Raw genomic sequence first — 26,123 nt, 5'->3', positions numbered from 1 at the left:
ATGCGAATTTTCATTGTTACCATTTCCCTCATAACGAACTATTTCTTTGCCCAAGGACAATTAATTTCTAATGGGCTAATTGGTTATTGGCCATTTAATGGCAACGCCAACGACGAGAGCTCAAACAGCAATAATGGGACGGTTTATAATGCAACATTAACAACAGACCGCTTCGGTGACACAAGCTCTGCTTATTATTTCGATGGCAATGGAGACTACATTGATTGCGGGAATAACTCAAGTTTATTTGTTTCCACTAATACAACAAATTTTTGGTTTAAGTACAACAGTGACACAACCAAAATTCAAGTAATGGTCAACGATGCCAACTCAAATAGCGGGGAATGGGGAGCCGCATACAAGTTTGAACCAAACGGCGGCATTCAAGCCGGTTTGTCTGGTGGGGCAAATGATGCTTGGTTGTCAGCGAGGACAAATAAGTCTTATGCTGATAATAAGTGGCATATGTTTACCTCAACATACTCTGCCATAGATAACTCATTTAACGTTTACATAGATGGATGTTTTGTTACGGCTAAAACTCACCAAAGGTATGGTTTTACCAACGGGAAAGACAGTTTACAGCACAACGGCACTGATCATTGGATTTTTGGTGCTCACAGCCAATATTTTTCTAGCACAATTAACGCAGGGCCAAGATATTATCAAGGCTCTTTGGATGACATTATGCTATTTAATCGGGTTCTTACGCCCATTGAAGTTATGAAATTATATATGGGTGAAGTGTGCATAAGGACTGACACAAATTATGTAACTATTAATGATACTACCTTTTATCATTTTTACGATACAACTCATGTTTATGACACCGCCCACACCATGGTTTATGATACAACTCATATTCAAATTTTCGACACGACCTATGTTACTTTATACGACACTACTCATGTTATTGTATTTGATACAACATATTTAACGAAATTTGTTTATGATACTATTCAAATAAAAGTATATGATACATCCTATGTCATTATTCCTCTTTACGACACCATAAAGTACACAACCTATGATACCGTTGTCACTTATGAAAAGGTATATATTTCTGTCACGGACACCTTGTTCATAAATATTGATGATCCCTCTGGAGGTGGACAGAAAAGTTGTAAAATTAGAATCTACCCGAACCCCACCAATGACTTTGTTTTTATTGACTCGAAACAGGGGTGTAGCCTAAATGGTTACCGAATAAAAATTGTCAACGACATAGGGCAACTGATATATCAAACCTCTCTGAATGGTTCAATACAGGGGGTTGATATTAGCAAATTTGCTTCCAATGGATTTTATGTTGTGGAAATAATTAGCCCTCAGGGAATATCTTTAGAGAGAAAAATTATTATCCTCTACTAATCACTCCTTCAAAAGTGCTTTATACTTCTGACGGATTTTTTGCACCTTCGGAGCTACAACTGCCGAACAGTAAGGGTTCCCGGGATTATTCTCGAGATAGTTTTGATGATAATCTTCGGCAGAATAATAGTCGGGAACGGACAAAATTTCTGTAACAATAGAATCTGGCCATAAGCCACTGCTGTCGGTTGCTATTTTACTTTTTTCGGCTATTTCCTTTTGCTTTTCGTTATGATAAAAAATAACCGACCGATATTGTGTTCCAACATCGTTTCCCTGTCGGTTTAATGTGGTTGGGTTGTGGGCATGCCAAAAAATATCCAATAGGGTTTCATAGCTTATGATTGAACTATCAAACCAAATCCGAGCCACCTCGGCATGACCCGTATTGCCAGAACAAACCTCCTTATAGCTTGGGTTCTTCAAATGTCCACCTGCATACCCAGACTCCACTTTTTCTACTCCCTTCATCATTTGAAAAACAGCCTCAACACACCAAAAGCATCCTGCACCAAAGGTGGCGGTATCCATATTTTTTATATCTGTGGTATCTAAATTTTCTTCTGAATCACTCATTTCTACTTTGTTTTCTTTTATTTTTTTATTCTGAGAACACCCAACTAAGGGCAACATCAAAATCAGTGCGAAATAAACAAGCGTTGTTCTCATTTTTATTTATTTAACGGGGAAAATTTTAAGGAAGATGAATTAACACAATGACGGGTGTTTTTTTCGGTAAAACCTTCGCCCAAAAAAACATGCCCTAAATGACCCTTACAGTTGGCACAAGTTATCTCTGTTCTGCTTCCATCGGCATCTACACTTCTAACCACCATGCCCTCAATTTCATCGTCAAAACTGGGCCAACCACAACGAGAGTCGAATTTATCTTTGCTCCAATATAGCGGGGCATTGCATCGTCGGCAGCTGTACAAACCTTCGGCATGATTATCAAAAAACTCTCCGGTAAAAGCCCTCTCTGTACCCTTATTTTCAATAACATACGTTTCAAAGTCATTCAAATCATTGTATGGCCGCTGCACCGAACCATCCCGCATATCAAACAGATGTTGAAGCAATTGCGTTTTTATAGCTACCGGTTCGGCAAAATCGGTATAATCCATACTCTCCCATGTTTTTAATACTTCGTAATTTCCGCCCATTAAAAAAGCATAGCTGCTGCTTTTTAGTTCCTCAACTTTGTAAGACATGAACGACATCCAGCCATCAGGAATATTTATTTCGAGTTTTAATTTCTCTGCAAGTTTATTTTCAGGGTCGGAAACCAGCCTAAAATTATTTTCCGAAACTTCAGGCACCTTCTTATTTGAAACCACTACCACGTGCAAACCAAATTCTCTCATTTTTTCCGAAAATGATTTATAAAAACCAATGGCTCTTTTATAAAACTCATCTTCGGGGTTGCCAACAAAACAAACAAAGTAGGGCTGGCCGATTTTCCAGCCATCTATGGTTTGAGAAACCATTTGTAATTGGGTCTTTTGGGGAATATTCGCCATAAAATTCTTATCATCAAAACTCTGAGAATCTGCCCAAGCTTTATATTCTGGATTAACGTTTTTTAAACTGTCTATATCCATTTTTAATGTTTTACCCAATTTCAATTTAAAATCAGTGCTGTTCATATAACCATTTGCATTTTGTTGTTTTTGATTTGTGCAATTCACCAGAAGCAAAACTCCGAGGGCTGCACCTAACGTTTTTTTTATGAATTTCATCTTTTTTTGTTTAACAATCATTAGTTCGCTTTGGATTTGATTTACTGACACATTTGCCTGCAAAGTTGGTTATAAACAAATTTTTATGCCTAATCCAAAGCATTTATCTTTGAAAATAAAAAGTGCCTGAATCAAAAAGTATATTGCTCAAATTTCAATCTGTTTTTGAATGTGCCATTGATGGAATCATTCTCATTAACGAACGTGGAATTATAGAAGACATCAATCAGGCAGCTTTAAATCTTTTTGGGTTTGACAAACTTGAATTACTTTCAAAAAATATAAACATCCTTATACCTGAACCCGACTCATCAAGGCACGACAGGTATCTTTCTGATTATTTGGCATCGGGAAAAGCAAAAATAATTGGTATTGGTAGAGAGGTAAATGGCTTGAAAAAAGACGGAACAACCTTTCCGTTCAGACTGGCTGTGAGTGAAATAAATTTGGAAGGAAAAAGAATGTTTACAGGCATTATTCATGATTTATCTACCGAAAAAGAAGCACAACTCAAGCTGAAAGAATATGCCGAAAATTTGGAAAAAATGGTGGAGCAACGAACCGAACTTTTGGCAAAAACCAACGCTATTCTGCAAGAGGAAATTGCCGAGAAAGTGCATGCTCAACATGCTCTAATGGACAGCCAAAAAATGTTTGCAGCCATTGCACACAATTTCCCGAATGGTACCATAAATGTGTTGGACAAAGACCTTAATTTTTTGTTTGTCGATGGACAGGGTTTGAAAGATTTGGACTACAATGGGCAACATTTAATTGGCAAAAACTTTATTTCGCTTTTGCCCGAAGAAGTGCAAAACGATGTAAAACAACAACTTCTTCCCGTGTTTGAAGGCCATCCAACAAACTTCGAAATAAGCATTAAACACCTTATTTTTAGGGTACGAGCGGTGGCTCTTACCGACGAAAATGGCGAAACCAACCGCATTTTGGTGGTAGAAAGCAACATTACCCAACAAAAAAATGCAGAGCAGGACATTTACAATTCTCTTCAAAAAGAAAAAGAACTGAATGAACTAAAATCAAAATTTGTGAGTATGGCATCGCACGAGTTTAGGACACCGCTCAGCACCATTCAAAGTTCGGCCTCGCTTATTAAAAAATATGCCGAAAAAAATCAAACTGAAAACATTACGAAACATACCCAACGCATAGGCAACAATGTTAAAAACCTAACCATGATTCTGAATGATTTTTTGTCGCTCGAAAAGCTCGAAAATCAAGGCATATCAGCCAGTTTCGAAACATTTGATTTGATAGAAAGTATCAAAGAATTGACCGACGATATGATGATTTTGAAAAAAACAGAACAACAAATTGAGCTTATTCATAATGACGAACACATTCTGGTGCATTCCGATCGGTTTATCATCCAAAACGCACTGATAAATTTGGTAAGCAATGCCATCAAATATTCCGGTGATAAGGCCAAAATTGAGCTGTGTGTTTGCCAACAACAAAATAGTGTAACCATTGAAGTAAAAGACAACGGAATAGGCATAAGTAAAGAAGACCAAGAACAGCTGTTCAATCGCTTTTTTAGGGCATCTAATGCCGGCAATGTTCAAGGAACAGGTCTTGGTTTACACATCGTAAAACGCTACATAAACCTTATTGGCGGACGACTTTATTTTAAGAGCGAACTTGGCAAGGGCAGTGTTTTTGGGTTTGAAATTGGGGTTGCCTAAAGCCATATTTCCTTAAAACAATTGATACACCACTCCAACAAACAAATTGTAGTATGGATTAATTCTTTGGCCTTTTACATGCCAATTTTCATCGAATGCATCACTAAACTGATTATTGTTTGTGCCAATATTAAAATTACCATTTATTGCCAAATTGGGCGAAAACCAATGATAGTAGGTAGCACTCATGACCAAATTTGGTTCTATAACACGTGCATGATACGTTGATGAACCGGAATATTTCGGCAATCGAGTTCTGTATGTTATTGATGGGTAGATATTTACAGTAAAATAATTTCGCGTGTTAGATTGAAATAGATAACTATAGTTTCCACCCAAATATACCTCAGCCATCATCCACTCACTTCCAATTCCGAGTTTTAATGAATCCTTATTTATGGGAGTGCTCGATTGATTGACAGACGCCTCTTGTATGTGGTTGTAAACAATGCCTCCGCGAACATTGAATCCATAGCTTCTCTCAACATGCAACGACTTTTGAGTTGAATTTGAGTAGGATGTGTTCAAGGTAATTTTGGGATTTGCAGATTGATAAACATTGTAGTAATAATCTTCTGATACAGATTTGCTGTAACTATTCGATTTCACAAAGTGATAATCATCATTGACATTGATAAAATGAGTCCAACGAGCTCCTGAAAACCGCCCAATTCTATTGGCATACAACCAATTATCACTCAATACAGTGAAATAAGCAATGGATTTTTCACCCGATATTCCATTGGCCTGCAAAATACTATCCAACATGGTCAGTTGCGTTTTATATCCAATTCGGTAGTCAAGATACCGGGCATTTCTTATTTGAGTTATTCCTTGTGCAACCTTTTCTATTTGGTTATTTGTAAGAGTCTCCTTTCCTATGAGGTTAAGATTTTCTGCAATAAACATGGCCTGCACAGCGTCCGTTACATATTCTAGCCTTCCGGTGCCAAAGCCGTACGACACATTGGTATTGTTAGAATAACCCACGCTTTGCCCTTTACTTTTCGAATCTACCCCTATATTTGATTTGCCTTTATAGGAACTTGAATTCAAATCTATTCCATTGCGTGAGTAGAAGTAGAAGTATTTAAACCGATTTCCGGTGTAAAATCGATTGTTTGTTGAATAAGTAATATTCAGGATGTTACTTCCTGTTTTTCGGCTGTCAAGAGTACCCGGCACACGTTGTTTGGAGAATGTGCCGACAAAATCTTCTTCCACAGAGATGCTTGTGCTGCGTTGTAGTTTGTCAGTATTTTCATACAAAAAATAGGTTGGCATTATGCGAAAACCGTTATTGTTTGTTCCATTATTTTGATAGACTTCACTGCTGTCTTTCACATTTTGGGAATTGTTAAATTCCTGTCTGCCTCCACTGCTTAAAGAAAAATCAAAGCTTAAGCCCCTATATTTTTGGTATCGAAACTTGTAATTGTTTAAATCATAGTCTTGAGCGTTTGATACGGTGGCCACACTAATTGCTGCAAAAAGCAGAACACCCTTGTAGATTGATTTTACGAAATTTCTCATATCTGATTATTTTAAAACAGTCACAACCCCGCTTCGAAATTGCACCTTTCCAAAAATATCAATTAGTTTGATATAATAGGCGTACGTTCCCACAGCTTCGGGTCTCCATTCGTTTAAATGGTTTCCGGAATAGACTAATTCGTAATAGGCAATAGGAAAAGCCAAATTACTTATGGCAACAACTCACTTTTTCCTGTTGCACTTTTGGACTGAGATATGGAATGCCAAAGCCTGCACCTCTTAAAACGAGTAGGCAGCCCGTAAAAACCAGTGCGTATTTCATGTATTGATTGATGCGGTTGAAAAACTGAAACTTTATTTTTTGGGCTGCAAAAGAACCTACCAAAAACAGCGGCAGTGTGCCAATTCCGAAGAAAAACATAAAGAGGGCAATGTTGGCATATCCTGTTTGGTTGATGGAAACCGCAGCCGTTGCATAACTCAATCCGCATGGCAAAAGGCCGTTTAAAAAACCGAGAATGGGCAGCCCAAATTTGGTTTTCTGCCCCATATTCATGGCTATTGAAAGTCGTTTTGAAATGCCGTCAAAAAACCAACGCAATGGTTTTATTTTGTTCTTAAAAACAAACAACAATAAGAAAATACCCGAAAACAGGGCGATATACTGCTGTGCGTTGAACAATTTTATGGGAATTTTGACCAAGCTAAATCCCAAACCTAAGGCTACATAACCCAACACTCTAAAAAGATGATACAGCAAAATTTCGGGATTGATTCCTTTTACACCCCACTTGCCTTGAACCGAAAAAATAAGTGGTCCACACATGGCAGCACAATGCAACGATCCGGCTAAACCCAAAATAAATGCCGTCCAAATCATTGTATCGATAGTTGAATTTTCTTTAAAAAGGCATGCCCTTCCGTTTCTCCTTTTATTTCGGCCTGATAGTGCCCTTTGGCCATTCCACTCAGGTCGAATTTTCGACTGCCGTTTTGGTTATTTATTATGCGGTCGTTTCGGCTATCGGCAATATGTTTGAGTTCGATGGTTTTTACAACTCCACCATCTTCTTGAAATTGCACTTCCAACACATTGTTTTCAAAAGGAGTGATTACTTTTTTTCCCCATTTTTCCATTTCCATTATTTGGGTGTGGTTTTCGCCCTGTTCGTAATAATCTTTGTCAATTAAACTGTCGGTGCTTCGCATCATAAAAATACCCAACACCACAATAAACGCTATAAACAGAGCCATTGCTATGGCCAAACCTTTGCCCCAATTCATTTATTTCTTTTTACGAGGTGCTAAAAAAGTAGTTTCCGTTTTCTTTACAAACTTCCCATCAATATATATTTCCATCTCAATATTGCTGGTTGCCTTTTCTAAATCGCTCTTATGTTTTTTTATCAAAAATAGTCTATTTACCTCCGAGTTGGCTTCTATGATATTTTTTGGTTCTACAAACTTTACACTAAAGCCGGGGGTAGTTACTTTTAATTCATACGTTTTGTTTTCGAAGGTTTTGTTTACCATACCCAACTCATACATATTGCTTATGGTATCGTTGGGCTCTTGAAAATAGGTTTGACCTCTTTTTCTAAAAACATGTGCTTCTACATCAGTTCGTTTGGCTAACAAAAAACCAAAAGAAGCCATGAGCAACACCATAACAACCGTATAGGCAATTACCCTCGGTGAAAACCGAAATCCAACTTTATTTTTGATATTATTTACTGAGTCGATTCGCACCAAACCCAATGGTTTATTTATTTTTTCCATTACCGAATCGCAGGCATCTATGCATGCGGTGCAGTTTATACACTCCAACTGTGTGCCGTTGCGAATGTCTATGCCCGTTGGGCAAACATCCACACACAACCTACAGTCAACACAATCACCTTTTTCGTTTTGGTTTTCATTTTTTCTAATTTTTCCTCGTGGCTCGCCTCGCACGTCATCGTATGCCACCACCATACTGTTGGGGTCTAACATTACACCTTGCAGCCTGCCGTAAGGGCAAATCATAATGCACACCAACTCGCGTACTTTGGCAAAAACCAAATAGAAAACCGTTGTAAAAATCAACAAGCCTATAAGTGTAGGAAAACCCTCCATAAATGGCCCTGTTATTTTTGCCCAAAGGTTTTCCCAACCAATAATATAAGCCAAAAAGGTATTGGCAATAAGAAATGATATGCCAAAAAACGCCACAAACTTGAGTGATTTCTTGGTTATTTTTTCGCGGTTCCACGGCATGGCATTCAGTTTTTTTTGTTTTACCGAATTGCCTTCTATCAGATTTTCAATTTTGCGAAAAACCATTTCCATAAAAATGGTTTGAGGGCAAGCCCAGCCGCAAAACACCCTTCCGTAAATAACAGTAAAAAGTACAATAAAAACCACTAAACTCAATAGTAAAAGTACGACCAAAAGAAAATCTTGTGGCCAAAATGGCTGTCCGAAAATTACGAACTGCCGTTTCATTACATTTAGAAGTAAAAGTGGGTTTCCGTTTATTTTTATAAACGGGCCTGCAAAAAAGAAAGCTAAATAAAACCAGCTCAAATATGACCTGATTTTATATAGCTTTCCTCTTATTATTTTTGGATATATCCAAATACGTTTCCCTTTTTGGGTAACGTTGGCTAAATGCTCTCTATAGTTGTCGGTATTATGTATCTCGCTACTCATTTACCAGTGCTGTCGGCGGGTGCAGCTGTGCTGTCTGATGGTGTTTTCTCTCCGCCTGCTTGCTCCAACTTACCTTCCGGGGCCTTTTTAGTTACCCCTGCGGGTATATTTTTTTCGTCGAGATAAATAACATAGCTTGATACCAACTGCCGCTGTTCTGGGCCAAGAGCCATTTTTTGTGGAGGCATACCGCCGCTTGTTCCATTGCTTATAGTAGCAAAAACACTCTTAATATCGCCACCATATTTCCAATAATCATCGGCAAGATTTACACCAATTTTACCTTCTCCATACTCTCCATGGCATGCAGCACAAGTTGATTTGAATATCTTCTCACCTTTGTCCAAATCGGCTTTATCCGTTAAGAGTTTTACTGTGCTTTCATCCAACAAACTTCCACCTTTTGAAGCTTTAAAAGCATCCATTTCGGCTTTAGCCGCATCCATTTCAGCTTTGTATTCTTCTGCCTGAGTGTATCCTGACTCGCTGAAGTTGAAACGGATAAAATAGATTACTGCAAACAAAATAGTGCCATAAAACAAGAACATAAACCACGGTGGAGGAGGGTTGTCCAACTCATAAATTCCATCGTGTGGGTGGTTGATAACTGTGTCTTTATCACTGGTAACGGGCTTAACCTGAAAAACTTTCTCCCAAAATGGTTGAATATCTTTTCCCTCTTTTGCCAATTCGCCTTTGGCATATCGGTTTAGGTGTGAAGCCACTCGCAGCATAGCCCATGCTATAAAAAGCATGACTACTGCCACCACAACTATTACCCATGCAAGCGTAATGTGCATTGAGTTGTTTCCGGCTGCAGCCAAATCGGCCGAGCTTTGGGCAAAACCAACGTTGGTTATAAACAATCCGGCTATGAGTGCCGCTATTTTTGACATTTTACTTTTCATAACTTATACTGTCTTTTAGTGGTAATTCTGAAATGGTTTTCACGGTTTCTTTTGGTATAACTATCATATATATGGTTGCCGCAACAAATACCAATATAAAAATGACAAGGGACAAAATCAAATAGAAATCAGCTCCTTTTACGTATCCAATTAACTCTGACATATCCTTTTACTATTTGGCTTGTGCTGTTTCGTCCATTACCGAAATATCTCTTCCTAATTTGTGCAAATATGCTATCAGAGCCAATACTTCAGCATTTTCTACCACCTCTGCATTTTCGTCTTTACCCATTATTTCTTGACGAACTGCACCAGCTTGTGCGGCAAGGTCTTCCAAAGCCTCATTTTCATAGCCCTCCTCATAATCTACGCCTAAGGTTCGCATGGCTTTAATTTTTGCCACCGTGTTGGCTGTATTTATTTTATTTGTTAAGAGCCACTTATAATTAGGCATGATAGATCCAGGTGAGGTTTCACGTGGGTCTCTCATGTGTTGGTAGTGCCAAACTGCATCTTTATAGGTGGTTGCTCCTTTTACACCACCACGAGACAAATCGGGTCCGGTACGTTTTGAACCCCACAAAAATGGGTGATCATAAACGTTTTCGCCGGCTTTTGCATATTCTCCATACCGCATAGTTTCTGACCTAAACGGTCGAACCAATTGGCTGTGGCAGGCATTACATCCTTCCCGTATGTATATATCCCTGCCTTCGAGCTCCAATGCCGTGTATGGTGTTACCGACTCTATTTTCTTGATATTCGATTCAACTAAGAATGTTGGCAAAAACTCTACCGCACCACCAATGGCAACGGCTATAAAGGACATAACAATAAATTGGGTTGGTCTTTTTTCAATCCATCTGTGCCAGTAGCTTGCCGTAATCATACCTGGTTCTTCTTGTACCAATGGGTAAGCCTCCGCTTCTTCGTTGGCAATCAAACTACCTGATTTCATGGTTTTAGCAAGGTTGTAAACCATCATAATAGCTCCTGTAAAATATAGCAATCCGCCTACTGCCCGCAGCATGTGCATGGGCAATATCTCGGTTGTTGTTTGCAAAAATTCGCCATATTTTAGCATCTCGCCGCCTTCTGCCACTTGTTTCCACATCATACCTTGAGTAAATCCGGCGATATACATTGGGATGGCATAAAACGCTATACCCAATGTACCCAACCAAAAGTGGGTTGATACCATTTTTTTAGAATACAATTTGGTGTTGAATATTTTTGGAATTAAATAGTAGAGAATGGCAAAGGTTAAGAAACCATTCCATGCCAAGGCTCCAACGTGCACGTGTGCCACAATCCAGTCGGTAAAGTGGGCAATAGCGTTTACGTTTTTCAACGAAAGCATAGGGCCTTCAAAAGTAGCCATACCATAACCTGTCAAACCAACCACCATAAATTTCAATCGGGCATCATCCCGCACTTTATCCCAAGCACCACGTAGCGTTAGCAATCCGTTAAGCATACCTCCCCAGCTTGGAGCAATAAGCATTACAGAGAAAACAACACCCAATGTTTGAGCCCAATCGGGCAACGAAGAGTATAACAAGTGGTGAGGACCTGCCCAGATGTATAAGAAAATTAACGACCAAAAGTGAAGGATAGACAACTTGTAAGAATAAATCGGTCTATCTGCCAATTTTGGCATATAGTAATACATCAAACCTAAAAATGGCGTGGTTAAGAAAAATGCCACCGCATTGTGTCCATACCACCATTGTACTAAGGCATCTTGCACACCGGCATACCAACTATAACTTTTTAAGAAAGTAACGGGTAGCTCGAATGAGTTTACCACGTGCAACAACGCCACTGTGAGGAAGGTTGCCAAATAGAACCAAATGGCCACATACATGTGTTTTTCACGTCGTTTAAAGATGGTGCCAATCATGTTCCAACCAAACACTACCCAAATCAACGTAATAGCAATGTCGATAGGCCATTCCAACTCAGCATACTCTTTTGAAGTGGTAATACCGAATGGAAGTGTTAAGGCCGCCGACACAATAATGAGCTGCCATCCCCAAAAGTGAATGCGGCTAAGCGTGTCGCTAAACATACGGGCTTTTAACAGCCTTTGAAGTGAGTAATAAACGCCCATAAAAATGGCATTACCCACAAATGCAAAAATAATTGCATTGGTGTGTAAGGGCCTAATACGGCCAAACGTTGTGTAGGGTGTGCCAAAGTTTGCGGCCGGTTCAAATAATTGAAACGCAATTAACAGGCCGACCAACATGCCGACCAAACCCCAAACCATTGTTGCGATTGCAAAGTTTCTAACAATCGCGTTGTCGTAACTAAACTTTTCCTTTTGCATTATAACCAGTTTTTTGTTTTTCGTTTAAAATTCTAAAAGATGGCGATTCTAAGTCGTCAAATTGTCCTGCCTTTAAAGCTTTAAAAAACAAAGCTAAAAAAAGTAATGCCATAAACAAACTTGCCGATATGAGTAATATTAACACTTTCATTTTGTGATTGATTTTAGACCCGAAACATTAGATGATAGTCCCGATTGCAATCGGGATGAGACTGTTGTGTTGACACTCACCTCCTCTAACATTTCCTGTCTCATGTTTAAATTCTTACTTTTGAGGGAAACCAAAGCGGTTACCAAACCTACCACAGATACTGAGCTGAGCGGCATGAGTATGGCCGCCACAACCGGGGTAAGAACCCCTGTAACCGCAAAGGCTATTCCCAACAAATTGTAAAAAACAGAAAATGCTAAACTTGTTTTCAATATATTTTTTGAATATTTAGCCAATTGTAAAAGTTCGGCTAATTGGTCAAAACCGGATGGCAACAAAATACCATCACTGCTCGGATAAAATCCGTTTATGTTATGAGCCACCGCCAATCCAACATCACTGTGGTTTAGTGCCACCTGATCGTTCAGGCCATCGCCAATCATCAATGTTTTATCACCGTTGGCATGGCATTTATCTATAAATTGTTTTTTGCTTTCGGGTGTGTTGTAAAAACTGATAACCTCAAAATTTGGATACAATTTTTTAAGGTTTTCGGCTTCGCCATCGTTATCGCCAGAGAGTACAGATAATTTATAATTCTCGCCCAATTTGCCGAGCAATTCCGCAAGTCCTTTTCTGTATTTATTCGCAAAAACAAATTTGGCTTTGACTTCCCCGTTCATTTCAACAAAAACTGATGTTTCATTTTGTGCCTGTTGGCCAGTTATGAACAATTGAGAACCCAATTTTACCGAAATACCATTCACATTGGCCAAAATACCCAGCCCGTCTATTTCTTCAAACGAATCAATTTCTTGAATTTCTGCATCTTTTAATTTTCCAAAAATTAGTTGGCTGAGTGGATGAGTTGATTGAGAAACAACCGATTTTAAAATGCTCTCTTCGTGCTCATTTAGTTTATAAATTAGTGCCGAAACACTCACGCTATCTGCATCGGTCAATGTTCCGGTTTTATCAAAAACAATGTGATTGATGCCCGCAAGTTTTTCGACAATATTGGCATTTTTTAAATAGAAAAACCGTTTGCCCAACACACGGCTGATGCTGCCAAAAGTGAACGGAGAACTTAAGGCCAATGCACATGGGCAAGCCACTATAAGCACCGAACTGAACACAAACAATGCCTTTTGAGCATCAATAAAAAACCAAACCACCAAAGCGGAAAGGGCAATAATCAATACCGCAGGAGTAAAATATTTACTCACCACCGATGTCCAGTGAACTTCTTCGTGGTTTTTGGTTTTTGGAGTTTTCCAAGCAGCCCAAATTTTACTCAAATCCTGACGTTCGGTAATTTGTATTTCAATGACTCCAGCGGTTTGCTTGCCTCCAATGTATATGGGTTTATTCATACCCACCTTTTCGGCAATAGATTCTCCGGTAACAAAGCTATAATCAACCAATGCTTTGCCTGATACCACATTTCCGTTTACCGGAATAATTTCGCCGTTTTTAACCACCACCACATCGCCAGGATGCAACTCGTCAACACGCTGCCAAAGCACATTTTCGTTGTGTTTTTTGCGAACAGAAATGGGCAGAAAATCAGTCAAATTTCGTTCAAAACTGATTTTTGCATACATTTTTGATTGATACCATTTGCCAATCAACAAAAAGAAAATAAGCCCTGCCAACGAGTCGAGATAGCCAAAACCTTTATTAGTAAAAATCTCGAACATGCTCCAACCCCAAATAGCCAAAATGCCAATGGCAATAGGTATATCAATATGATTTTTTCTAACTTTTAGTGATTGATAGGCAGTCTTTAAATAATCCTGTGCCGGATAAAACAACACCAAAATTGACAACGCAACATTGAAATATTTAAAAATACCTTCAAAAAAACTGTCACTCCCCACCTTTAACCCAAAATAATGGGGCATGCTGAACATCATAATGTTGCCAAATGCAAAACCAGCCACTGCCAACTTGCGGAGCAATACTTTTTGTTGTTCTTTTTGTTTTAAAGCCGCTTTTTTTGATACATCAAACTGGGGTGGATACCCCAACTTGCTGAGCAACATGGCCAACCCAGATAGCGGAAACTTTTTATCGGCCACCACCGTCAATTTTCGCTCTTCAAAATTTACATTGGCACGATGAATCAGCGGATTTATCTCTGGCAAATCTTCCAACAAACTCACGCACGATGAGCAGTGAATGGCCGGAGTATTTACCTCAATTTTATATATTTCGTCCGTCTGAAAATCAACCAACTGATTGAAAACTTCAGGCAAATCAAATTGCTTGTATTCAATCGAAATTTCTTGGTCTAAAAAACCCTCTCCGTTGGTAGATACCACTTCATAGAGTGTGGCACACCCATGACAGCAAAACGGTTTTTCGTTTTTTACCACTAAATCGTTTGGCAGGCAAACGGCGTGGCAGTAAACGCAAATCACGTCATTGGTGTTGTTTTTAATATGTGAAGTGGTAGGCTTCATAAAGTGTGCAAAGGTTGAGCGGGGGCAATATACAAAAACTGACGATTATCATAATATAGGTTGACTTTTGCGTTTTTTGTTTTACTACGACCCAAGTTTAAATTTTTATGCAGCCAATTTTTTTTGTCGATTTATTAGTATTTTTGAGTTTATAATATCCTCTTCTAATTATTTTGGACATTGAAAAAATTAGTCACTCTATCCGTTGTAAAATTAGAAAGTCACTTTCAAAATTGGCTTTTAGAATTTGTTTTGGCTGGTTTAATTGGTTTTATTCTGATGTTCGTCAAATCAACTTTATACTCCGAAACTGTTGACTATAAAAAGCACCCAAAAGATTTAAGATTTTTTTTTCGTCCTACACCTTTAATTTACTTAAAATGAAAAACCTATTCATAATTCTGTTCATCAGCCTTTTTAATGCTGCCTTTTCTCAAACAATCGAAGAGATAGATTCAGTCTCAAACGTAATGTGTGACTACCTAAAAAATTTAAGAATCAAAAATGATACGGTCAAAATGAATGTTCTATACCAAAATCAACTTTTCCCGTATCTATCCACAATCGAACCATCAAAAACTGAAAAAATTGGTCAACAAGTCTATTTTAGACTTCAACGTAATTGCGTTGAGTTTAGAAATATTTTAGACAAAATAGAACCTCCAAAGGAAGGAGTTGTTAGAATAACGGAAAAGCCTAAATCTAAAATTTCCGCAGAGGATCTAATGAAGTTTAAAGAACGAAATGAATTTTATTATTTTGAAGTGGCCGGAGACACAACCTTTGTAAAGATGCAAAATGGGAATTGGGTAGATTCATTTACGAACAAAACATTTTCTAATTTGACTTATAATTGGATAAACGAAACCGAGTTTGAATTGGTTTTTGTTGAAAGCAATAATGAGTCGAGATCGAACTTTAGCATCAAGGGTGATAAAATTGTCTATCAAGTATTGTCTAAAGAAGATGGGTATTATATAATGACTTTAAACATTCCAGGACAGAGCACATTCGAAAAATTCAAATTGCACTATAAGTGACGAAAGTCATTTTCTTTTGCTGGTATAACAAAGAAAAAACAGATTGTCTTGTTGATAATAAATCTTCAACATGCCCTGATATGAAACGTTGATAACCTTATAGTGTTAGCTAGGAGAAAATCCCCAAAGAAAATTTTGCATTCAATTGCAATTATTTCGGCTTTTATGATATTACTATTCCTCATTAACAATTCCTTTTGGGAATCTATTTTATACGGGATTGGGGTTGGAGTTTTATATACCGGACTCAACCTTCTTCAATCTTGGGTAAACAAAAAAGTTAAATCCGATTTAATTCATAGATATGAGAACCAAGAATGTTTTAAAGAATTAGGATTTAAAATAGAGGATGAGCGAATAGTAAAAGGCACTCTAAATGGTTATCCAATTGAGCTAATTGTAGAGGTAAAGGGCGAGTCGAAGGTAAAATTCTTACTCAAAATTGATTTATCGAACAAACCCATACTGAACAACCACACAAACCTTAAACGTGTTCTAAAAACCCAGAAGTTTAAACAAGATGGGGATTTTGTGTTTATCCCCAATTGGAATACGGGTTTAAATACCGCTAAAAAGTTCAATTTGCTCGTGGTAAAAATAAACCAAATTCTAAATGAAATAGAAAATCAAACATTATAATAATATTACCTCTACCAACGTCTTTTGGGAGTGCGGAGGATCGCAACTAAAACCGAATCCGAAGGATTCAAATGTTTATAGAAAAATTGGCAGTTGTACATTCGACCCCTTCGGGGTCGCACACATCCATTTTCAAGCGTTGTTATAGATATGTTATCCCTTCGGGATAATTTACTTTCAGTTTCATGGAAGTTCTTAAAACAAAGTGAAACATTCAAGTTATTAGTGCAGACATTATCCTCGCCAAATATAAACCACACGGCTGATGGTAGAAGAAAAACTGCACTTTGGAAAAATAAAATGGGGAAAACAATAACTAACAATTAACATATTTGGGTTAACTTTTAGGTGCGAACCCAGCAACATGAAATTCAGAAAAAAAACCTGATCACTTTTCGGAGTTTATTTCAAAGGGTTGGGAGACATAGCCTTTCATAACTGAGGTTAAGAAATTAGTATTGTTAGTAAAAAATGAAATATGAAACAAAAATTATTAATTCTGTCTGCAATGCTGATAATCTCGTTTCAGGGATTTTCACAGTCGTTTTATCATGCTGGTGGTGTAGGCTTGTCTTCCATTATCTACCATCAAACCTACAAAACTGCTTTTGTTGATGCCGATGAATCAGGAAGCACAGGAATTCCTGGATTCGTTTACAACCCTTTTCTATCATTTGATGTGAACCGAAAAACAGCATTCAACATTGCTGCTTACCCTATGTTAGGATTTAATCTAAATTCACGATCTGGTGGCTCTCTTGGTTTTGAACTGCCTGTTGTTGGTGAACTTTTCTTTGGAGATGTAACCGATGCAGGAGGATTTGCCGGACTTGGTTTTGCATTTGGTGCTGCGGCTGATGAATACTGGTCTGGCTCAATTCTTGGGCCACAACTCTCAGGTGGAGCACAGTTTGAGGTTCAACAAAATTTGGTTAAACTTAGAGCAGCTTTCACCATCGGACTCAATAAGGAAGGGAATACACCTGATATTACCTACTCAAAGGATTCTAGAAATATGCTTTCTCTGCAACTACTCTATTTATTTGGTCAATAAACTAATTTAAGAACCTTTGCAAGAGACCCCAAAAGAATTTGGGGTCTTTTTTTATTTCATAGATCTACTATTAAAATCCCCATCTTCATGTCTTGTAACGTAACGGTTTAAGTTAAAAATTTTTGCTTGCAAATTTCACAACGGCCCATAACTGATGTTCGTCATACATCCACCTGCCCAATCTCATCCAATTAAAATCCTGATATTTATCATAAAATTTGATTGTGTAGCTAACTTTGTAACATAAAATAGTTTTGATATGAAAACGATTTTGGTAGTTGAGGACAACCTCGAAATCAGGGAAAACCTTACCGAAATTTTGGAATTGGACGGATACAATGTTATTTCTGCCGAAGACGGAAAACAAGGCGTGGCTCTGGCTCAGGAGCATCTTCCTGATTTGATTTTGTGTGATATTATGATGCCCAATTTAGATGGTTATGGCGTTATTCACATGCTTAGCCGTAATCCAATGACCATGCGTATTCCGTTTATTTTTCTAACTGCAAAAACAGAAAAAGTTGACATTAGAAAGGGAATGAGTTTGGGTGCAGACGACTATATCGTAAAACCTTTTGACGAAACGGATTTGCTTTTGGCAATCGAAAACCGCTTAAAAAAATATGAACTTATTAGCCAAAATACCAAACCAACATCTGCTCAACATCAGGTTTCGTTTGATTTTGAAAACAGCTACGAAAAAATATTCGACCGCAAAGAATTGGTGTACCATGAAGGCGAAACTGCCACCAATGTTTACAAGCTAATCAGTGGCAAAATAAAGCTTACCCGACTAAGTTCTGACGGAAAAGAGATGGTCTTGGACTTGCTAAAACCCGGCGATTATTTTGGGTATTGGTCGGTATTGCAACAAACCGAAACTACCGAAAATGCGGAAGTTTTGGAAGATTCAAAAGTACTGCTTATCCCAACCGATGATTTTAAAAAATTGATTGAAAGCGAGACCGATGTAGCCTCAAAATTCATAAAAATGCTGAGCAACAACCTGTTGGTGCAGCAATACAAAATTGTGGAGTTGGCATACGAATCGGTTAGAAAACGTGTGGCTAACGCCCTGATTTATTTGGCCGACACATATACATCTGACCCTTCAAAACCTTTTAGCATGGCCATTTCAAGAGAAACTTTGGCCGGAATTGCGGGGACATCTGTAGAATCGGCCATTCGAATGCTTTCGGAGTTTAAAAAAGATGGATTGGTGGAGGTGGATAAGGCTACAATTACAGTGGTAAACTATCAAAAGTTGAAAACTGCCCCTTACTAATCATCAGAATACAATCAGTTGCACAACTGATTTCCGTCAGTTGTTTTATGCTGCCTTATTCCTTACTTCGCTACCTCCGTATTTCATGATTATTGAGCTAAATACCGATTCGTGCATTGATTTTTTAAAGTCAACCGATTGCATAATTATCGATGTTCGCTCAAAACATGAATTCAGTCAGTTTCGGTTGCCCAACGCCCTTCATTTAGATTTGATGGATAGCAATTGGATGGAAAAAATAAACGAACTGGACAAATCTCAACTTTATTTGGTGTATTGCACATTGGGCGTTCGCAGCAAGTCGGCAGTAAAATTGATGGATCAGTTGGGTTTTAGTTCCATTTATCATCTTATTGGTGGCATACTCAATTATTCCGGCAAAATAGAAGAGCTTTTAATTGCATAAACCAAACCCGCTGCCAAAAGGCTTTTAACCATTGCCACCGGGACAAATTTGACGAACAATTTTTCTAAATCCAGCGGCGGCAAATTCATAAATTCGTTATAACAAAACGCAAAAATTAGCAGTGTTATGTGTGCAGCACACAAACTGTAAGCCATTTGCCAAAATACCATTTCCGGTTTTTTTTTAACAAGAATAAGAAGCAGAGCCGACACCACCAAAAAGCCAATAACAAACCCTGCCGAAACGGTGTGCAAAATGTGGGTATCCGACCGATAGCCGCTCCAAACAGGAAGCCCAACAAAACCAACCACCACATAGGCCAATACGGCATAAAAGCCTATTTCTCTAAAGAAAAATATGTTGGCAAAAATGATTAAGGTTTGAAGTGTAAAGGGTATTTCATAAACCGAAATAGATAACGGGGCTATCAAAATCATCGATAAAAAAGCGAGAAGAAATTGAATAGCTTTTTGCTTCAACATTATCTTCTTTCGTCATGCACAATTTTGCCGTCTTCAAGGGTTATAACTCTTCGTGCTCGGTCAATAACCCGTTGGTCGTGGGTAGAGAATACAAAGGTCATTTCCTCCTCTTGGTTTAATTTGGCCATAATATCAAGCAAGTTGGCGGTTGATTTGGAGTCGAGATTTGCAGTAGGCTCATCGGCCAATACAAACTGAGGCTTGCTGGCCAACGCCCGTGCCACGGCCACCCGTTGCTGTTGCCCCCCACTCATTTGTAATGGTCTTTTGTCTATGTGTTCTTCTAAACCCACAGATTTGAGCAAATCAATTGCTCTATCCTCTCTTTCCTTTTTCGGAAACTTTTGCATCAGCATGATAAACTCCACATTTTCTTTGGCCGAAAGTACCGGAATGAGATTGTAGGCCTGAAAAACAAAACCAATATTTTTTAACCTGAAATCAATTAATTGATTGTCTGAAAGTTGACTAATATCCGTTCCACCAACCTTTGTAGCTCCGCTCGTGGCATGATCCAAGCCGCCAATAATATTGAGCAACGTTGTTTTTCCGCTACCGCTTGGCCCCACAATGGCTGTAAATTCCCCTTTTTCTATTACCAAATCTACTTGGTTCAATGCATTCACATCAACCGCTGATTTTGATGCATAAACTTTGCTTAACTTATGGGTTTCAATAACATTCATTTCTCCTCTCTTTCACATTTTACAATTGTCGAACGGCTTCTGCCGGACGAAGTCTAACAGCTCTATAAGCCGGCAAAATGGCCGCCAGCATTACGATGATTAAAACGGTTATGGCCAAATTTATATAGATTTTTGTTGGCAAACTCGGGTAGATAATGCTGTCATACCCCATGGCAGAAAATCCTTCACCATACATTTTGGTTAGGTTTATGCCTGATTTGCCGGTAGAGTCTATTAATAACTTGGATAAAAACATACCCACGGGCAACCCAATGAGTGCTAAAAAAACCGTTTCGAGCATAATCATTCCAAAAACCCGCAATTTGTTCATACCTACAGCCATCAGCATTCCAAGCTCTCTAACACGTTCTAAAACAGCCATTAGCATAATGTTTACCACCACCATGGCCACGGCAAAAAAGAAAATGAAAACAATTATCATCATCGATTTATCAAATGAATCAATGGCAATGGCTACTTCCGGAGAAATTTCTTTCCAGCTACGAACTGCATTGGCTGAGTCGATTTTATAATCATTTACTATGCTTGTTAAATCTCCATCATCTTTGGCAAGCATTATCACTTGGTTGTATCCGTTGTTTATGCCCAATTTTGCACGTAATCTATCTATTGGCACAAACAAGGTTGTTTTGTTGTATTTTGAATTATTTGTTTTAAAAATGCCGCTTATTTTTACCAATTCTTCTACCAATTGTCCATTTACAGATTGAAATTTTAGATAAAATCTATCATTGATTTTCAGTTTTAGCTCCTCTGCCAAATCTTCTCCAATAACTGCTGAGGTATAGTTTGTTTCAGAAAAAAAACTGCCCTCAACCATACTTTTATCAAGATTTAGTGCCGCCAATTCTTCCTGTTTATTTACCCCAAGCACCTCCACCGGAAACATATTGCGTGAAGTAGAGGCCATGGCGTTTGTGGCAACGCGGCGTGAGTATACTTTCAACCGTTTGTCGGCTTTTAGTAATTTGTCTATTTTGTTGATGCTGTTTACAGTGTATTTGGCTTCTTGTTTTTCTACAAAATTGGTATCGGCAATTTGAATGTGGCCAATTTCTTTTTCAATAATATCCCTCACACGGCTTTCAGTCATTCCCCATGAAAATGCCATCATAAACAAAACAGCAACTGTAGCTACAACCACTGCAAAAAATACCACCAAACTGCGGTTTTTATTTCTCCATATATTTCGCCAAGCTATCTGTAAAATCACGCTCTTAAATATTCAATGGGCTTTATTTTCATTATTTTAATCAATGGATAGATGGAGAGTAAAATGGCAATTATAAAAACCTGCGAGGCATTGTTAATAAAGGCATCCGTATAAAAATCGGCTGTTATTACGGGTTCGAAACCCAGTTTTTCGTAGGCTTCTTTCATATCGCCTGCCAGGCTGATGGGTTTTGCTTTCAAAACGGCAATAATTGGCCAGGCAATTACGGAGCCAATAAAGGCTCCCATGATGGAGATGATAAAGTTTTCCAGCACTACCACCAACGCCAATCGGCTTCTTTTCATACCTATTGAGGTAACTACTCCAAATTCTCGTTTTCGTTCGGCAAGCATCATCAATATAGTGCCAAATACACCAAATGAAATAATGAGGTATAATACCATCATCACCAACATCCCACTGGCTTTGTCGCCATCAACCAATTGTGCCAATTCCGGGGTCAACTGTTTCCATGTTTTCACCTCGTATTCAGCAGTATCAAGTGTTGAAGTCAACTCATCAGCCACCGACTGAAAGTTTCTGTTATTATCTAACTTAATGGCTAAATTGGTGGCCATTCCATCTAAATAAAACAATTCCTGAGCGGTTTGCAACGTCATATACACTGTACGTTTGTTCAACTCCGGAGAACCTAATTCTACAATGCCTTCTACTTTAAATATTCCGTTGGCACTGCTTTCTTCATAACCTTGCGATAAGATAATTAGGCTATCTCCCGGATAGATGTTCATCAAACTTGCCAAACCGGAAGACACGAGTATTCCGTTGCTATTTTCAGAAAAATAGCTTCCGGCAATCACTTTTTTGGGTAAATCGGTTTGGTCTTTCTCCAATTTCGTATCAAAACCAAGTATAATAACGGGTTTGCTGTTGCTATCGTTGGCCAACAAACCACCTGTTTGAATTTTTGGAAAGACTTTGCTTACTCCCTCTGTTTTTGAAATTTTCTCTATCAACTCATCCGAAACTTCCACCGAGGTTTCGAGGCTCATATCCTCTTGATGACCTATGGCATTAATTTGAATAAACCCCGTGGTAAAATTGACGAGGTTTTCGATGTTTTTATCGTACACCCCGCGTTGAACACTTTGCATAACAATGCTCAACATTACGGCCATAACAATCATGGCGGCAGTAATAAACGTTCGCCTCTTGTTTCGCCAGATATTTCGCCACGCAAGTTTAAATATCATGGTCTATTTTACCTTTTTCATGTTATCTACAGTGAAAAAATCATCGCGAATGGCGGTTGTCACATCCATTGAAATGTATTGCACGATAGTGCTATAGCCTGTCTTTCCCGAAGGAACTATCGTGATTTTTGTCGGAATCATTTTACCTCCGAGCATTTTTACCTCGCTGCTGGTAATGGTGCTGAGCAGTTTTCCATCTTCATCATATATCTTGGTTTTCATAGATAGATAATCTTTCACATCTACCCAGCTTTCTACTTTGCTCCATAAAATAGAAGAACCCGGCTTGGGTTTCGATTCAATTTTATAGCATGCCTTTCCGGAAATGGTGTCCTTGCCTAATTTTTTATGGGTAAAATCTTTCGACAAGGCACTTCCATTCATTACCTCTTCTCCAGAAATATCAGACCCCATAAAGCCTTGACTGAGAATGGACATCGGCAATTTTACAGTTTTGTTTATATTGGGCAAATAGTTCCACATTTCACTTCCCTTTTTTAGGTAAACCGTTCCTTTATCGCGTTCGGGAGACAAAATCAACGTCATACTATTGGTTGTGCCTTTTTGCCACACTTTTACCTCCATTGTTTTGGTTTTTTTAGGGCGAATGGTGGTTATTTTCATTTGGGCAGTCATTTGAGGCGAAGTCAACTTGGCCTCCATTTTTTTTATTATCTCCTCTGCCGTGGGTTCTGTACCCTGTGTAAATGCCATGCTAATAAGTGCAACCACACTCAAAACAATTGCATACTTTCTTCTCAATCTCATTGCTTTTGCCAATTGATTGCTTCAAAGTTTTGCAATAATTTTTTGGTTATAAAAGTTAAATCGACAAAAGTTAACCGATAGGGGTCAAAAATATTTTACCCCAAATTGAACAAATCGTTGACCAAAATCGGTCGCTCTACTGTAAAACCTTCTCCATATTTTACCTCTCCTACCGAACCCATTTCTAAAGCCCTTGCTTCTATATAACGCATAAAATTTTCGGAAGCAATTAGTGTGGCAGGTTCATCCGATTCCGGATTGTAGAATTGACTTTTAAATGCCTTTATTGCTGCCACCTTTTGCTCCCACTCGCCGGAAATATCTACCACAAAATCAGGTTTTATATATCGAAATTGAATGTAGTGATACACATTTTTGGGTCTCCACGGTTGTTGAATTTCCCCATCTGCTCGGGTCTCAATTCTCCTCAATCCGCTTAAAAAACAGGCTCTCGACACAATTTTTCCACCACGTCCATGGTCAGGATGTCTGTCTTCAACGGCGTTGGCCAACACAATTTCTGGTTTATATTTTCTTATTGCTGAAATAATTTTGAGCAAATTCTCATTCGTTTCTTCAAAAAAACCATCAGGCATTTTTAGGTTTTCCCGAACCGTAAGACCCAAAATTTTAGCAGAATCTTCTGCTTCCTTCATCCGGATATCTACCGTTCCGCGGGTGCCTAAATCTCCTTGAGTTAAATCAACCACACCCACTTTCTTGCCCTGTTTAACGTGCTTTAGCAGCGTACCGCTACAGGCCAATTCTGCATCGTCAGGATGAGCCGCAAAGGCTAAAATATCAAGTTTTTCTGCTGCCATAGTGAGTTAACAAAGCTACGGCATTTTTTGTTGAGGTGTTTTTGGGGTTTATCTATTAACAATTATTTTGGAAGTATATGATTTTACACCCATTTGATACATTACGAAGTAAACACCATTTGGCAAATTTGCTATTTCAATCTTGTTAAGGCCGAGCCCTAGTTCTTCTCGATAATTAATAACTTCCTTACCGAGAAAATCAAGCACCTTTACACTCGAAACTTCTCTTTTAAAGTGAATAAAGTTACCGTTAACTGGATTAGGAAATATTATCTGATTTGTTAATTCCTCTCCTAAAATTCCAACCTTTGACGTAGAATCTCGGTGATTGGTATTTTGGCAAACTTTGTTGTTTTCTTTCTCCTTTCCGGTTTCTATAACAAGGCTATCAGATTGCCCTCTGTTCCAATTAAAAATTGTCACTTCTGCACACATTGGGCTGCTATCAACGTTTCCGACCCAGTTTACCTTAATATCCTGCTCGTAAATAAATGTGTCACCAGGAGAAACCCATCTACCAAAAGTTTCAAACTTTGGAGACGGATTCACTCCTCCAAATTTGAATTTCATGCTAAATCCATCGTGATTTTTTATAGTGTCTGTCCCCAAATTGATTATACCAACCTTTATTCGTTCAACACTTGGACTTCTAAATGTATATCCCTCTGGTGGTGACAGAATAACCGGAATGGCATCTACAACCCGCTGTGCAAATGCTGCCGATTGCAATAGCATCAGCAGCATTAATAGTTTTTGTCTTGTTTTCATGTTTATTCTATTTTTAAAATTTTCTTTTCTATGATTCCTTCGTTAGTTTCGATTTTGATAAAGTACAAGTCACTTGATAAACTGGAAATATCCAAAACCCAACCAGAATCATTTTGAATTTGATTTACCTCTACTTCTACACCAAATTTATTGAATAATTTGCACTGCCTAATTTCAATATCTTTACTCACAAAATAGACCAAGCCATTGCTCGGGTTAGGGTAAATTTGAACTCCATCCTTTATGGTATGAATGCCCAAATTTTTGCTTCCTATGTGTTTTAGCCTTACATACGCCGAATTATCAGCTATCGTATTGTGAAACTCCCCACTTAACCAGCGATTATCTCCTTTAACTGGTTCATTTCCACGGCAATTGACAAAAACGTATGCGATTAATTTTGGGTCGGATTGAGGTAAATTAAAATACCGAACTGTTTTAAAATCAATGGAATCGCCAGGTACAATTATTCTTCCTACTGGTTGATAGATATTTTTTGCTCTTGGCCGACTGCTATCATAGTATATAACCGCACCAAAAAAAGTGTCTGTTGGGAAAAGTGTATCTGGACCTTGATTATACACCCTATATTCAAAGGTAACTTCCGCAGGAGAATAAATATATTGATCCGTCCGGGGTGATAATAGATTTGTTTTTAGGTCAACGACACGAATACCAAAAACCATACTAGGTAGATAAACGAACCCCAATAACCACAAACTTTTAATATGCTTTTTCATGTTCATTTAATTTTTAATGAGGCCATTTTCTATTCCTTGTTTTACCGGTTCTGTTGACGGGCCTTGAGTTCGAAATAAATGGAAAATTAAATAAAAAAGCCCAGATTGATGATTTCATAATGATGGTTT

27 protein-coding genes are annotated in these 26,123 nt (G+C 38.3%); 7 read left to right on the top strand and 20 right to left on the bottom strand.

Annotated elements, in window-relative coordinates:
* Positions 1 to 1,371, top strand: a complete 1,371-nt coding sequence (locus tag H6607_00770; GenBank protein MCB9260898.1) for a T9SS type A sorting domain-containing protein — start codon at positions 1 to 3, stop codon at positions 1,369 to 1,371.
* On the opposite strand, the gene msrA is transcribed toward H6607_00770, so the two are convergent.
* Both msrA and H6607_00760 read right to left on the bottom strand, forming a co-directional pair.
* Positions 1,372 to 2,040 (bottom strand): peptide-methionine (S)-S-oxide reductase MsrA, encoded by a 669-nt coding sequence (gene msrA, locus H6607_00765; protein ID MCB9260897.1) that lies wholly within the window; start codon positions 2,038 to 2,040, stop codon positions 1,372 to 1,374. It lies immediately after the preceding gene.
* Between the two features lie 2 nt (positions 2,041 to 2,042).
* On the bottom strand, positions 2,043 to 2,495 hold the full coding sequence (locus H6607_00760; protein ID MCB9260896.1) for a methionine-R-sulfoxide reductase: 453 nt from the start codon (positions 2,493 to 2,495) through the stop codon (positions 2,043 to 2,045).
* Between the two features lie 737 nt (positions 2,496 to 3,232).
* Between H6607_00760 and H6607_00755 the strand changes: the two genes are divergently transcribed.
* The gene (locus H6607_00755; protein ID MCB9260895.1) at positions 3,233 to 4,816 is read left to right on the top strand and encodes a PAS domain S-box protein; all 1,584 of its coding nucleotides are present in this window, start codon (positions 3,233 to 3,235) and stop codon (positions 4,814 to 4,816) included.
* Between the two features lie 12 nt (positions 4,817 to 4,828).
* Here H6607_00755 and H6607_00750 read toward each other — a convergent pair whose 3' ends face one another.
* The 10 genes from H6607_00750 to H6607_00705 are packed head-to-tail and all read right to left on the bottom strand — an operon-like array spanning position 4,829 to position 14,857.
* A complete protein-coding gene (locus tag H6607_00750; GenBank protein MCB9260894.1) occupies positions 4,829 to 6,349 on the bottom strand; it encodes a hypothetical protein in 1,521 nt (506 codons plus the stop codon).
* Between the two features lie 6 nt (positions 6,350 to 6,355).
* On the bottom strand, positions 6,356 to 6,514 hold the full coding sequence (locus H6607_00745; GenBank protein MCB9260893.1) for a hypothetical protein: 159 nt from the start codon (positions 6,512 to 6,514) through the stop codon (positions 6,356 to 6,358).
* A gap of 1 nt (position 6,515) precedes the next feature.
* Positions 6,516 to 7,190, bottom strand: coding sequence for a sulfite exporter TauE/SafE family protein (locus tag H6607_00740; GenBank protein MCB9260892.1), 675 nt, complete (start codon positions 7,188 to 7,190; stop codon positions 6,516 to 6,518).
* The gene (locus H6607_00735) at positions 7,187 to 7,594 is read right to left on the bottom strand and encodes a FixH family protein (GenBank protein MCB9260891.1); all 408 of its coding nucleotides are present in this window, start codon (positions 7,592 to 7,594) and stop codon (positions 7,187 to 7,189) included. The genes H6607_00740 and H6607_00735 overlap by 4 nt, the downstream gene beginning before the upstream one ends.
* Positions 7,595 to 9,001 (bottom strand): cytochrome c oxidase accessory protein CcoG, encoded by a 1,407-nt coding sequence (gene ccoG, locus H6607_00730; GenBank protein MCB9260890.1) that lies wholly within the window; start codon positions 8,999 to 9,001, stop codon positions 7,595 to 7,597.
* Positions 8,998 to 9,909, bottom strand: coding sequence for a c-type cytochrome (locus tag H6607_00725; GenBank protein ID MCB9260889.1), 912 nt, complete (start codon positions 9,907 to 9,909; stop codon positions 8,998 to 9,000). Before H6607_00725 ends, ccoG begins: the two co-directional genes overlap by 4 nt.
* A complete protein-coding gene (locus tag H6607_00720) occupies positions 9,899 to 10,072 on the bottom strand; it encodes a hypothetical protein (protein ID MCB9260888.1) in 174 nt (57 codons plus the stop codon). The genes H6607_00725 and H6607_00720 overlap by 11 nt, the downstream gene beginning before the upstream one ends.
* Positions 10,073 to 10,081: 9 nt before the next feature.
* The gene (ccoN, locus tag H6607_00715; GenBank protein ID MCB9260887.1) at positions 10,082 to 12,241 is read right to left on the bottom strand and encodes a cytochrome-c oxidase, cbb3-type subunit I; all 2,160 of its coding nucleotides are present in this window, start codon (positions 12,239 to 12,241) and stop codon (positions 10,082 to 10,084) included.
* Positions 12,222 to 12,392 carry a cbb3-type cytochrome oxidase assembly protein CcoS gene (gene ccoS, locus H6607_00710; GenBank protein ID MCB9260886.1) on the bottom strand — a complete coding sequence of 57 codons (171 nt, stop codon included), beginning with the start codon at positions 12,390 to 12,392 and terminating at the stop codon, positions 12,222 to 12,224. The genes ccoN and ccoS overlap by 20 nt, the downstream gene beginning before the upstream one ends.
* Positions 12,389 to 14,857, bottom strand: a complete 2,469-nt coding sequence (locus tag H6607_00705) for an HAD-IC family P-type ATPase (GenBank protein ID MCB9260885.1) — start codon at positions 14,855 to 14,857, stop codon at positions 12,389 to 12,391. Before H6607_00705 ends, ccoS begins: the two co-directional genes overlap by 4 nt.
* A 380-nt stretch (positions 14,858 to 15,237) precedes the next feature.
* Between H6607_00705 and H6607_00700 the strand changes: the two genes are divergently transcribed.
* From H6607_00700 to H6607_00680, 5 genes are all read left to right on the top strand, one after another.
* Positions 15,238 to 15,897 (top strand): hypothetical protein, encoded by a 660-nt coding sequence (locus tag H6607_00700; GenBank protein ID MCB9260884.1) that lies wholly within the window; start codon positions 15,238 to 15,240, stop codon positions 15,895 to 15,897.
* A gap of 165 nt (positions 15,898 to 16,062) precedes the next feature.
* Positions 16,063 to 16,536, top strand: coding sequence for a hypothetical protein (locus H6607_00695; GenBank protein MCB9260883.1), 474 nt, complete (start codon positions 16,063 to 16,065; stop codon positions 16,534 to 16,536).
* Between the two features lie 478 nt (positions 16,537 to 17,014).
* Positions 17,015 to 17,590, top strand: coding sequence for a hypothetical protein (locus tag H6607_00690; protein ID MCB9260882.1), 576 nt, complete (start codon positions 17,015 to 17,017; stop codon positions 17,588 to 17,590).
* 259 nt (positions 17,591 to 17,849) lie between these two features.
* Entirely contained in the window at positions 17,850 to 18,875 is a 1,026-nt protein-coding gene (locus H6607_00685; GenBank protein ID MCB9260881.1) for a response regulator, read from the top strand.
* An 85-nt stretch (positions 18,876 to 18,960) separates the two neighbouring features.
* A complete protein-coding gene (locus H6607_00680; protein MCB9260880.1) occupies positions 18,961 to 19,281 on the top strand; it encodes a rhodanese-like domain-containing protein in 321 nt (106 codons plus the stop codon).
* On the opposite strand, the gene H6607_00675 is transcribed toward H6607_00680, so the two are convergent.
* The 8 genes from H6607_00675 to H6607_00640 all read right to left on the bottom strand — a co-directional run bounded on the left by H6607_00675 (position 19,245) and on the right by H6607_00640 (position 25,994).
* Positions 19,245 to 19,718: a biotin transporter BioY gene (locus H6607_00675; GenBank protein ID MCB9260879.1), complete on the bottom strand. Its 474-nt coding sequence runs from the start codon at positions 19,716 to 19,718 to the stop codon at positions 19,245 to 19,247. The genes H6607_00680 and H6607_00675 overlap by 37 nt on opposite strands.
* Before the next feature lie 44 nt (positions 19,719 to 19,762).
* Complete coding sequence (locus H6607_00670) at positions 19,763 to 20,449, bottom strand: ABC transporter ATP-binding protein (GenBank protein MCB9260878.1); 687 nt, start codon at positions 20,447 to 20,449, stop codon at positions 19,763 to 19,765.
* A 19-nt stretch (positions 20,450 to 20,468) separates the two neighbouring features.
* On the bottom strand, positions 20,469 to 21,683 hold the full coding sequence (locus H6607_00665) for an ABC transporter permease (GenBank protein ID MCB9260877.1): 1,215 nt from the start codon (positions 21,681 to 21,683) through the stop codon (positions 20,469 to 20,471).
* Entirely contained in the window at positions 21,680 to 22,897 is a 1,218-nt protein-coding gene (locus H6607_00660; protein ID MCB9260876.1) for an ABC transporter permease, read from the bottom strand. The genes H6607_00665 and H6607_00660 overlap by 4 nt, the downstream gene beginning before the upstream one ends.
* A 3-nt stretch (positions 22,898 to 22,900) precedes the next feature.
* On the bottom strand, positions 22,901 to 23,665 hold the full coding sequence (locus H6607_00655; GenBank protein ID MCB9260875.1) for an outer membrane lipoprotein-sorting protein: 765 nt from the start codon (positions 23,663 to 23,665) through the stop codon (positions 22,901 to 22,903).
* 95 nt (positions 23,666 to 23,760) lie between these two features.
* Positions 23,761 to 24,486 (bottom strand): bacillithiol biosynthesis deacetylase BshB1, encoded by a 726-nt coding sequence (gene bshB1 / locus H6607_00650; GenBank protein MCB9260874.1) that lies wholly within the window; start codon positions 24,484 to 24,486, stop codon positions 23,761 to 23,763.
* 48 nt (positions 24,487 to 24,534) lie between these two features.
* Positions 24,535 to 25,254: a T9SS type A sorting domain-containing protein gene (locus tag H6607_00645; GenBank protein ID MCB9260873.1), complete on the bottom strand. Its 720-nt coding sequence runs from the start codon at positions 25,252 to 25,254 to the stop codon at positions 24,535 to 24,537.
* 2 nt (positions 25,255 to 25,256) lie between these two features.
* Positions 25,257 to 25,994, bottom strand: coding sequence for a T9SS type A sorting domain-containing protein (locus H6607_00640; protein MCB9260872.1), 738 nt, complete (start codon positions 25,992 to 25,994; stop codon positions 25,257 to 25,259).
* Between the last annotated feature and the right edge of the window lie 129 nt (positions 25,995 to 26,123).

The sequence above is a fragment of the Flavobacteriales bacterium genome (assembly GCA_020635395.1).
GTDB lineage: Bacteria > Bacteroidota > Bacteroidia > NS11-12g > UBA9320 > UBA987.
This window is presented reverse-complemented; position numbering and strand designations above follow the sequence as displayed.